The sequence below is a fragment of the Chromobacterium piscinae genome, assembly GCF_021129175.1.
Taxonomy (GTDB): Bacteria; Pseudomonadota; Gammaproteobacteria; order Burkholderiales; family Chromobacteriaceae; genus Chromobacterium; species Chromobacterium piscinae.
Genome location: NZ_JAJOHV010000066.1, coordinates 20,704 through 29,995 on the forward strand (window position 1 = coordinate 20,704; position 9,292 = coordinate 29,995).

A 9,292-nucleotide genomic window follows, 5' to 3' on the forward strand; every position below is an offset into this window, starting at 1 on the left:
CGCGGCGCTAATCCTGACATCGCGCCGCCTTGGGCTGACGGCGCGGACCGCGGCAGGCTACAATATTTCGACTAGATGTCATTATCCGGAGTCCCCGATGAGTTCCACCCTGGTTGATCCGCTGTGGTCGGCCATCCGCGACGAAACGCTGGCGGCGGTCAACGACGAACCGCTGCTGGCCAGTTTCCTGCACATGACCGTTCTGCGCCACGCCACGCTGGAAGACGTGCTGGCCTTCCACCTGTCCACCAAGCTCGCCAGCCCGGTGATGGATCCGCGCGCGCTGCAGGAGCTGTTCCGCGAGGCCTTCCAGGCTGATCCGGCGATCAGCGCCGCGCTGCGCGCCGACATCCGCGCCTGTTTCGAGCGCGATCCCGCCTGCGACCGCTACTCCACGCCGCTGCTGTATTTCAAGGGCTTCCACGCGATCCAGAGCCAGCGCGTCACCCACTGGCTGTGGCAGCAGGGCCGGACCACACTGGCGCTGTTCCTGCAGAACCGCATCTCCGAAGTGACCGGCGCCGACATCCATCCCGCCGCGCGCGTCGGCCAGGGCGTGATGCTGGACCACGGAACCGGCCTGGTGGTCGGCGAAACCGCCGTGATCGGCAATAACGTGTCCATCCTGCATGGCGTCACCCTGGGCGGCTCCGGCAAGGAACGCGGCGACCGCCATCCCAAGATAGGCGATGGCGTGATGCTGGGCGCGGGCGCCGCGGTGCTGGGCAATATCCGCGTCGGCGAATGCGCGAAAGTGGGCGCCGGCAGCGTGGTGCTGGAAGACGTGCCGCCCCACGCGACGGTGGCCGGCGTGCCGGCCCGCATCGTGGCCCAGGCCTGTCCGGGCACTCCGGCGCTGGACATGGACCAGCGGGTATAAGCGCCATTTTCTGTAATTAAAGTACACCAGGCCTGCGTCCCGGAGCCGCCGGACAACCCGCCCTATCCAGCCGACGCCTCCTGAGGCCGGACCCGCGGCATCTCGCTTGCGGCCTTGCGCGGCAAGGTCGCCGCTGTTTTGGTAGTTTTCCAACAGTACAGATGCCAACGGCTTGGCGCTGTGTAGCTTAGCCGCTACAATGCGCGCGGCCGGCGACCGCCCCGATATTGCATGGCGGCGCCGGGTTCATCAGGAAAACCACCCCATGAACGTCAGAGTTGTCGATTACCGCGCCCCGGACGCCGCGGAGCAGTTCACCCGTTCCCTGCACGAAACCGGCTTCGGCGTGCTGACCAACCACCCGATCCCGCAAGACCTGGTTGAAAAGATCTACGCCGACTGGCTGGAATTTTTCAATAGCGAAGAGAAGTTCGACTACGCCTTCTCAGTGGAAAAGCAGGATGGCTGGTTCTCCCCGGAAGTGTCGGAAACCGCCAAGGGCGCCACGCTCAAGGACATCAAGGAATACTTCCACATCTACCCGTGGGGCCGCGCGCCGGCCCAGCTCAAGGCCGACGCCGACCACTACTACGGCATCGCCAACCAGCTGGCGCAAGAGCTGCTGTCCTGGGTGCAGCAATACAGCCCGGCCGACATCGCCGCCAACTACCGCGAACCGCTGTCCCACATGATCCAGGACAGCCAGCAGACGCTGCTGCGCGTGCTGCGCTACCCGCCGCTGACCGGCGACGAACCAGCCGGCTCGCTGCGCGCCGCCGCCCACGGCGACATCAACCTGCTGACCATCCTGCCCGCCGCCAACGAGCCGGGCCTGCAGGTGCAAGGCAAGAACGGCGAATGGCTGGACGTGCCCTGCGATTTCGGCACCTTGGTGGTCAACATCGGCGACATGCTGCAGGAAGCGTCGGCCGGCTACTATCCGTCCACCCAGCACCGCGTGGTCAATCCCACTGGCGAAGGCGCGAAGAAAAGCCGCATCTCGCTGCCGCTGTTCCTGCACCCGCGCCCGGACGTGACGCTGTCCGACCGCTACACCGCCGGCGCCTATCTGGACGAGCGCCTGCGCGAGCTCGGCGTGAAAATGTAAACCGCCTTTTGCCTATTCCAAACGGCTGCAGCCCCGCTGCGGCCGTTTTTTTATTCCCTTCTTCCGCCTCGCGGCTGCGCCGCCGCCATTCGCAAACTACGATAAAAATTAAGAAGAGCACGCTGCGGCGGCCACGTCGCTCCGCAGCCATCGGTAGAAGGGAATCTATGCGCGGCACTCTCACGCGCCCTCCGGCTGTCCCGGACTGGCTGCCCAATGTTCTGGTGGCGTTGCTGTATTGCGCGGCGGCTTGGCTGGGCGACCGCTTTCTGATGCTTGAGCTCGGGATGGACGCCGTGCTGTGGCCGCAGCCCGCGCTGGCGCTGGCCGCCCTGCTGCTGCGCGGCTGGCGGGTATGGCCGGGCGTGCTGCTGGGCGCGCTGCTGGCGGAGGGCTGGCGCTGGTCGGGCCAAGCCCCCGGCCTGAACTGGCTGCTGCCGGCGCTGGGCATCGCCACCGGCATGCTGGTCCAGGCGCTGGCCGGCGCCTGGCTGGTGCGCCGCCATCTCGGCGCCGGCAATCCGCTGGGCAGCTTCGGCCACTGCCTGCTGTTCTGCCTGATCGTGGCGGCGTCCGCGCTGCTGGGCACGCTGATCGCCATCGCCTCCGCCTATCTGGGCCAACTGGTGCCGCAAAAAATGCTGCTGGCGCAAGGCTGCCTGTGGTGGCTGTGCAATGCCAGCGGCACGCTGCTGTTCGGCAGCCTGCTGCTCAATCTCTACTACCACGGCTGGCCCAGCCTGGGCCGCGAAGCCTGGTACGAGATGATCGCCTACTTCGGCACGGTGGCGCTGCTGACCGCCAGCATCTTCATCTGGTGGCATCCCACCATGGACACCACTTATCCGCTGGACATGCTGGTGCTGCCGCTGGTGGCCTGGGCGGCTTTCCGCTTCAGCCCGCGGGAAGTGGCGTTGGCGCTGCTGCTGATCACGATGCTGGCGCTATGGGGCACCCGCCATGGCGGCGGCCCTTATCTGGGCTTTTCCGCCTACAGCACCTTGATCATCCTGCAAACCTATATCGGCATCCTCGCCGTGGTAGCGCTGTGCGTCGCCGCGCTGATGAGCGAGCAGCGCCATATCAAACAGGAATTGGGGAGACAGCAGGAACAGCTGGAGCAGCAGGTGCGCATCCGCACGCTGGCGCTGGAGCAATCGCATGCCGAGGTGCTGGCGCTGTCGCGGGTGGACTCAGTGACCGGCATCGCCAACCGCCGCTGCTTCGAGGAAAGCCTGGACGGCGAATGGCGGCGGGCGCGGCGGCTAGACGCGCCGCTGGGCATGCTGATGATAGACATCGACTACTTCAAGCTCTACAACGACCACTACGGCCACGTCAGCGGCGACTACTGCCTGCGCGAAGTGGCGCAGGCGATACGCGGCAGCGTGCGGCGGCCGCAGGACCTGGTGGCGCGCTACGGCGGCGAGGAGATCATCTGCCTGTTGCCGGACACCGGCGCCGAGGGCGTGGCCGTCGTCGGCGAGGCGGTGCTGGAGGCGGTGCGCGAATTGCAGTTGCCGCACGCCGGCTCGTCGGTGGCCAGCATCGTCACCATCAGCATAGGCGGCGCCACCGTGCATCCGCGCGAGGTGGTGGACAGCCGCCAGCTGATCGAGGCCGCCGACCGCGAGCTCTACCGCGCCAAGCAGCAGGGCCGCAACCGACTGGTGATCGCCGGACGCGACGAGGCGACGGCCGGCCGCTAGCGCGCGTCGGCGGCCATGCCGCGGAACCGTTCCTCCAGCAAGCGCAGCAACCGCAACGTCGTCGCCAGCTCCTCAGCGTCGATGCCGTTCAAGGCCTGATCGAAAAATGCCTGCCGCTGCGGCGCCGCCGCGCGCAGCAGCGCCGCGCCGGCCTCGTCCAGCGTCACCAGCGTCTGGCGGTTGTCGGCCGGATCGGTATCCCGCCGCACCAGCTTCTCGGCCTCCATCGGCTTCAACTGCCGCGTCAGCGCGCCGGGGTCCATCTGCAGGTGGCAGGCCAGCCGCTTCTGGCTGGCGGTGCCCAGATCGTCCAGCGCCTTCAGGATGCGCCAGCGCGGCAGCGCCTCGCCGACCCGGCCCTCGAAGGCGCTGTACATCGCGCGGCTGCTGCGGCCCAGCTGCTGCAGCAGATTGGGAGGATGCTCATTCATGCCGCAGCTCCTGTTCCGGGACCGCGCTGTCCAGCCTCACCGCCGGCACCTTGCGCACCAGCCACAGGCCCAGCAGCAAGCCTAGCGCCACCAGCCATTGGCTGTAATGGATGGCGTCCACCAACAGTTCGCGGCTGGCGGCCAGCAAGCCGTCGGCGCCGGCCGCCGCGTGGCGGAACTGCGCCAGGCTGTCGGCGTTCAGCAGGGTCTGCGGATCGGCCAGCCAGGACCGCCAGCCCTCGCCGTGGCGCGCGGTCAGCATCGCCTCCACGTTCTGCCGGAAGCTGTGGCTGACAACCGCGCCCATCACCGCCGTGCCCAGCATGCCGCCCACCATCCGCGTCGACTGCAGCATCGCGGTGGACACCCCTAGCTGCTGGCGCGGCGCCAGTTGCTGGACAAAGATGGTCAGGTTAGGCATCAGCAGGCCCAGACCCAATCCGCCCATCATCATGTTGGCGAAAATCAGTGCGTGCGGCGTGGACGGCGAAGTGCGCGCCAACAGCGCAGCAGTGGCCGCGAACATCAATAACCCCAGGCCCAGCAGCCGCGTCGGATGCTTCATCCGCTGCACGATGCGGCCGTTGAGCATGCTGCCGATGGTGATGAACACCACCAGCGGCGTCACCAGCAAGCCGGCCTGGTTGGGCGACAAGCCGAAGCCGGCCTGGAACATCAAGGGCGCGTAATACATCACCGCGAACATGCCGAAGCCCATTAGCAGCGACAAGCCGAATAGCGGCGCCAAGCCCTTGTGCGACAGCATGCTGGGCGGCAGCAGCGGATTGGGGCTGCGCTTTTCCCACCAGAGCAGCGCCGCCAGCGCGGCCAGGCCCAATCCGGCCAGCGCAGCCAGCAGCAACGGCGACTTGTGCTGCGGCAGCCACTCCACCGTCAACTGCAGCGAGCCGAGGAACAGCGCGATCAGCACCGCGCCCTGCCAGTCCAGCCGCGACGGCGGCCGCTCGTCGTGGCGGATCACCGGCAGGAAGCGCCAAACCAGCCACAGGCTGACCACGCCGACCGGCAGATTGACGAAGAACACCCAGCGCCAGCCCAGGTACTCGGTGAGAAAACCGCCCAGCGACGGCCCGATGGCGTTGGCCAAGCCGAAGGACGCCGACAGCATCACCTGCCAGCGCAGCCGCTCGCGGGTGTGGGGAAATAGGTCCGGCACGCAGGCGAAGGTGGTGGCCACCAGCATGCCGCCGCCAACGCCCTGCAAGGCGCGCGCCAGCACCAGCTGCAGCATGTCCTGCGCCAGGCCGCACAGCATGGAGGCGGCGGTGAACAATACAATGGCGGTCAGCACGAAGGGTTTGCGGCCGTGGTCGTCGCCCAGCTTGCCGAAGACGGGGACGGTGATCACCGAGGTCAACAGATAGGAGGTGCCCACCCAGGCGTACAGCGCGAAACCATGCAGGTCAGCCACCACGGTGGGCATCGCGGTGCCGACCACAGTCTGGTCCAGCGCCACCATGATCAGCACGCAGCACAGGCCCAGCATCGCCATCAACCGCTGGCGGAAGTCCAGACCGGCGGCCAGGCCGGCTGGAGAGGAAGGAGCGTTCATGATTGATAAGGCAATAGTTGCTATATCAATCATTATGCGGAACGCCGGACCGGCGCGCCACGCCCCAGCGGTTAACAAATGTTGGCGGAAAAGGGGAAGGCCGCCGCAGAGAAGCGGCGGCGGACGCCGGCGGCGCTCAATAGCCCTGGCGCGCCAGCCAGCTGGCTTCCTCGCTGTTGGCGACGGTGTGCACCAGCCAGTCGCGGAAGGCCCGCACCTTGGGCAGCTCGGCCAGCTCGTGCGGATAGACCAGGTAGTAAGCCCACTCGGTTTCCAGCACGGTGTCGAACGGGATCACCAGCCGGCCGCTGTCCAAGTCCTGGGTGACCATCGACGCCTGGGCCAGCGTCACGCCCATGCCGGCCACTGCGGCGTGCAGCGCGTATTCCAGCGCGTCGAAGGTGACGCCGCTTTCCGGATTGACGCCGGACACGCCGGCCAGCGTCAGCCAGCGCTTCCAGGTGTTCTGGTCGCGCCACGGGTGCAGCAGCGTGTGGTGCCTCAGGTCGTCCGGCACGTGCAGCGGGTGCTTGCCGGCCAGCAGGCTGGGCGAGCACACCGGGATCAGCTTTTCGCGGCAGATGCATTCCAGCCGCAGATCGGCCGCCGCCTCCGGGCTGGACAGGCCCACCACCGCCAGATCGTATTCGGCGCGGTTGAACGGCTTGTTGTGTATCAGCTGGGTCAGCAAGTGCAGCGTGTACTCCGGGTGCCGCGCCTGGAAGTCGGCCAGATTGGGCAGCACCCAGCGCATCGCCGGCGTCGGCGGCATCCGCACCCGCAGATCGCTCTGGCGCAGGCGCAGCGCCTCGCTGGCCTCGTTCAACAGCTGGAACGCCTCGCGCGCCGGCTTCACCAGCGCCTCGCCTTCGGCGGTCAGCGCCAGGCCGCGCGCCTGGCGGGTGAAAAGCGTGGCGCCGTAATACTCTTCCAAGGTCTGGACGTGGCGGCTGATCGCGCCCTGGGTGAGGCTGAGCGCGGCGGCGGCGCGGGTGAACGACAGGTGCTCGGCAGCGACGACGAACACGCGCAGGGCATTCAGCGGAGGCAGCTTCATGCTGTTACATGCCTTTTCTTCATAGTTTTCATGAGATTAACTGCTTTGTGCAAACCGCCGCCTCCACGTATGCTGGTGGACATTGTCGCGGACGGTACCATCGCGGCGAAAGCAAGCGCCATGCATAGGTCTGAGGTCAGCCATGCATAATGGTTGATTCTGGCACAGCTTTCGTCGTTCGGCATCCTTATTGTCAGACAGGATACCGCCCGCGCTCTCGTATCGATTGATTGTCTGCCAGTCCACGTTGGCATGCACGGGCCCCTCGGGGTCCGATTTTTTTTGCCCGCCGCCGGCGCGCGGCCAAGAAAAATGCCGCCGGCCGAAACGGCGGGCGGCATCGCGGACGGCGAGCGTGGACGGCTGCGCTCAACAGCCCTGGCTCAGCGCCAGCTCCAGGCTCTTCTGGTAATGCAGCTGCGAAGCCTCTTCCTTGCCGGTGGCCTCGAACAGCCGCGCCAGCTCGGCGTGCGCGCACAGCGTGGGCTGGATCGACACGCTGGCCTCCAGATAGCTCTGCGCCTTGCCCCACAGCTGCTGCGCCTGCGCCAGACGGCCCAGCGCCAGCAACAGCCAGTGGTCGCGCGGGCGCAGCTTCAGCCAGTTTTCGGCGTCCTTCAGCAGCGCCAGCCGCTTTTCCACGCTGAGGTGGGCAGCCAGCTGACCCAGTTCGCGCGCCAGTTCCGGCAGCTCCATTTCGTCGCTGGACAGCGCGCCGGCCAGCAGCGTGGCGGCGTAGTCGTATTCCTGCAAGCGAATCAGGTGTGACACCACCTGTTGCAGCAGTTGCGGATTGCCGCGCTCGGCGTCGGGGATGCGGCGCAGCCAGTCGCGCACTTCGCGCTCGGACAACAGTCCGGCCAGCTGCTGCTGGTAGGCGGCCAGCCGGTAGCGGCGCGCCTGCTCCGGCTCCAGCGCGTCGGCCTTCAGCAGTTTTTCGGTCAGCAGCAGGATGGCTTCCGGCTGCTTCTGCAGCAGGCGCACCTTCAGCTCCAGCCGCAGCGCGTTGGTCAGATTGGGCGACAACGCGCGGGCTCGCTCGATGGCGGCCAGCGCGCCCAGCGCGTCCTTGTCCTCCAGCCTCAGCTCGGCGTCCAGCATGTGGCGCGCCAGTTGCAGCCGCGCCGGCAGCTGGTCCAGCTGGTTCAGGTATTCGTCGCGCTTGCCGCCGTCGCCGGCGGATCCGGCCGCGCGGGCGGCGATCAGCAGCGCCAGCGCGCGGTTCTCGGCCGAGTATTCATCGGACAGCGATTTGGACGCCTCGCGCTCGGCCTTCTGGAAACGGCCCTCGAAGAAGGCGATGCCGGCCTCGCGCAGCGCGTGGCGGGCGGCTTTCAGCTTCTTCTGGCGCTGGAAGCGCTGCACCTGGCGCGGCAGGTCGGCGGCCAGCGCGATCAGCCGCAGCGCGATGTGGGTGACGACGATCAGCGCCACCACCAGCACGATCATCAGATTGAACGACACTTCCATCCGGTAAGGCGGCAGGAACAGGATGGCGTAGCCGGTATTCAGGGTGGAGGCCAGCCCCACCAGCACGGCCAATGCGAACAGGCCGGTTATCCACAATGCGAATCTCACCGTTTACTCCCCGCTGTTGCCTTGGGCGTCGCGCACAGCCTTCAGGCTGGCGCTCATGTCAGGTAGGCTGATGTCCAGGGGCGCGCCTTCCAGCTCGCCCAGCGTCGCCAGCCACTGCGAGGAGGCGGCCGCGTCGCGGTCGAAATAACGCTGCACGTAGCTGCGCGCGGCGGCGATGTCGGCGGCGTAGGTCTTGCCGTCGCGCTGCATCAGCGCCAGGCGCGCGTCCAGCAGGCGCATCTTCAGATTCTCGCGCAGGAAGAAGGCCTGCTCCGGCGACAGCAGCAGCGCCTCCGGCTTGTCCATGCGGCGGATGTGGATCAGCTCGCCCAGGCTGCCGCTGATCTCGGCGGACAGCCGCTCCCACCACGGGGCATCCGCCGCCGGCTGCGCCGGCTTGCCCGGCTGCGCGCCGCCCAGGCGGTGCGAATCCACCACCAGCGGCAGCGAATCCACGCTCAGCATCAGCCGGTCGATCTTGACGGTCAGGCCGACGGTGTCGAGATAGGGCAGCGCCTTCAGTTTTTCCAGATCGGTGGCCACGGCCTTCTTCACCCCGATCAGCTGCGGGCGGTCGAACTTGGCCAGCCGCGCGTCCACCATCTCCAACGCGGAGACGGCGGCGCTGACGTTGCCGGCCAGCTGCAGCTGCTGGCTGGCGATGGCGAGCGTGTGCTCAATCTCGGACAGCAGCCAGTCGGTGCGGTTCTTGGTTAGCTCCTGGTACATGCCGTTCAGCGTCGCGTATTGGCCGGCGGCCTCGTTGACGCGCGCCTCCACCAGCGCCAGCTTGCCGTCGGTGGCACGGGCGGCCAGCATCGCCTGCTCGGCGATGGCGCGCTGCTCCTTGCCGGCGCCGCTGCCTTCGGCCAGACGGCGCGCCAGTTCCTGGCGCATCGAATCCAGCTGCTGCTGGGTGGTGTAGAACTGCCAGCCGGCCACGCCCAGCGCGGCGA

The 9,292-nt window shown here is 67.4% G+C and carries 8 protein-coding genes; 3 read left to right on the forward strand and 5 right to left on the reverse strand.

The window, feature by feature from the left end; all coding sequences use genetic code 11:
* Positions 1 to 97: 97 nt before the first annotated feature.
* The 3 genes from cysE (at position 98) to LQR33_RS16780 (ending at position 3,697) form a co-directional block, all read left to right on the forward strand.
* Positions 98 to 880 (forward strand): serine O-acetyltransferase, encoded by a 783-nt coding sequence (gene cysE, locus LQR33_RS16770; RefSeq protein WP_021478888.1) that lies wholly within the window; start codon positions 98 to 100, stop codon positions 878 to 880.
* Positions 881 to 1,145: 265 nt separating this feature from the next.
* Positions 1,146 to 1,988 (forward strand): isopenicillin N synthase family dioxygenase, encoded by an 843-nt coding sequence (locus LQR33_RS16775; protein ID WP_231469808.1) that lies wholly within the window; start codon positions 1,146 to 1,148, stop codon positions 1,986 to 1,988.
* A 167-nt stretch (positions 1,989 to 2,155) separates the two neighbouring features.
* Positions 2,156 to 3,697, forward strand: coding sequence for a sensor domain-containing diguanylate cyclase (locus LQR33_RS16780; protein ID WP_166441574.1), 1,542 nt, complete (start codon positions 2,156 to 2,158; stop codon positions 3,695 to 3,697).
* Here the strand turns inward: LQR33_RS16780 and LQR33_RS16785 are convergent.
* From LQR33_RS16785 to LQR33_RS16805, 5 genes are all read right to left on the reverse strand, one after another.
* A complete protein-coding gene (locus LQR33_RS16785) occupies positions 3,694 to 4,128 on the reverse strand; it encodes a MarR family winged helix-turn-helix transcriptional regulator (protein WP_231469810.1) in 435 nt (144 codons plus the stop codon). The two genes, LQR33_RS16780 and LQR33_RS16785, sit on opposite strands and share 4 nt — an antisense overlap.
* Positions 4,121 to 5,701: an MDR family MFS transporter gene (locus LQR33_RS16790; RefSeq protein ID WP_231469812.1), complete on the reverse strand. Its 1,581-nt coding sequence runs from the start codon at positions 5,699 to 5,701 to the stop codon at positions 4,121 to 4,123. Before LQR33_RS16790 ends, LQR33_RS16785 begins: the two co-directional genes overlap by 8 nt.
* A gap of 136 nt (positions 5,702 to 5,837) precedes the next feature.
* Positions 5,838 to 6,758 (reverse strand): transcriptional regulator GcvA, encoded by a 921-nt coding sequence (gcvA, locus tag LQR33_RS16795; RefSeq protein WP_021478883.1) that lies wholly within the window; start codon positions 6,756 to 6,758, stop codon positions 5,838 to 5,840.
* Between the two features lie 369 nt (positions 6,759 to 7,127).
* Entirely contained in the window at positions 7,128 to 8,336 is a 1,209-nt protein-coding gene (locus tag LQR33_RS16800) for a heme biosynthesis protein HemY (RefSeq protein WP_021478882.1), read from the reverse strand.
* 3 nt (positions 8,337 to 8,339) lie between these two features.
* The coding region (locus LQR33_RS16805) for a uroporphyrinogen-III C-methyltransferase (RefSeq protein ID WP_231469813.1) at positions 8,340 to 9,292 on the reverse strand (953 nt) is incomplete at its 5' end.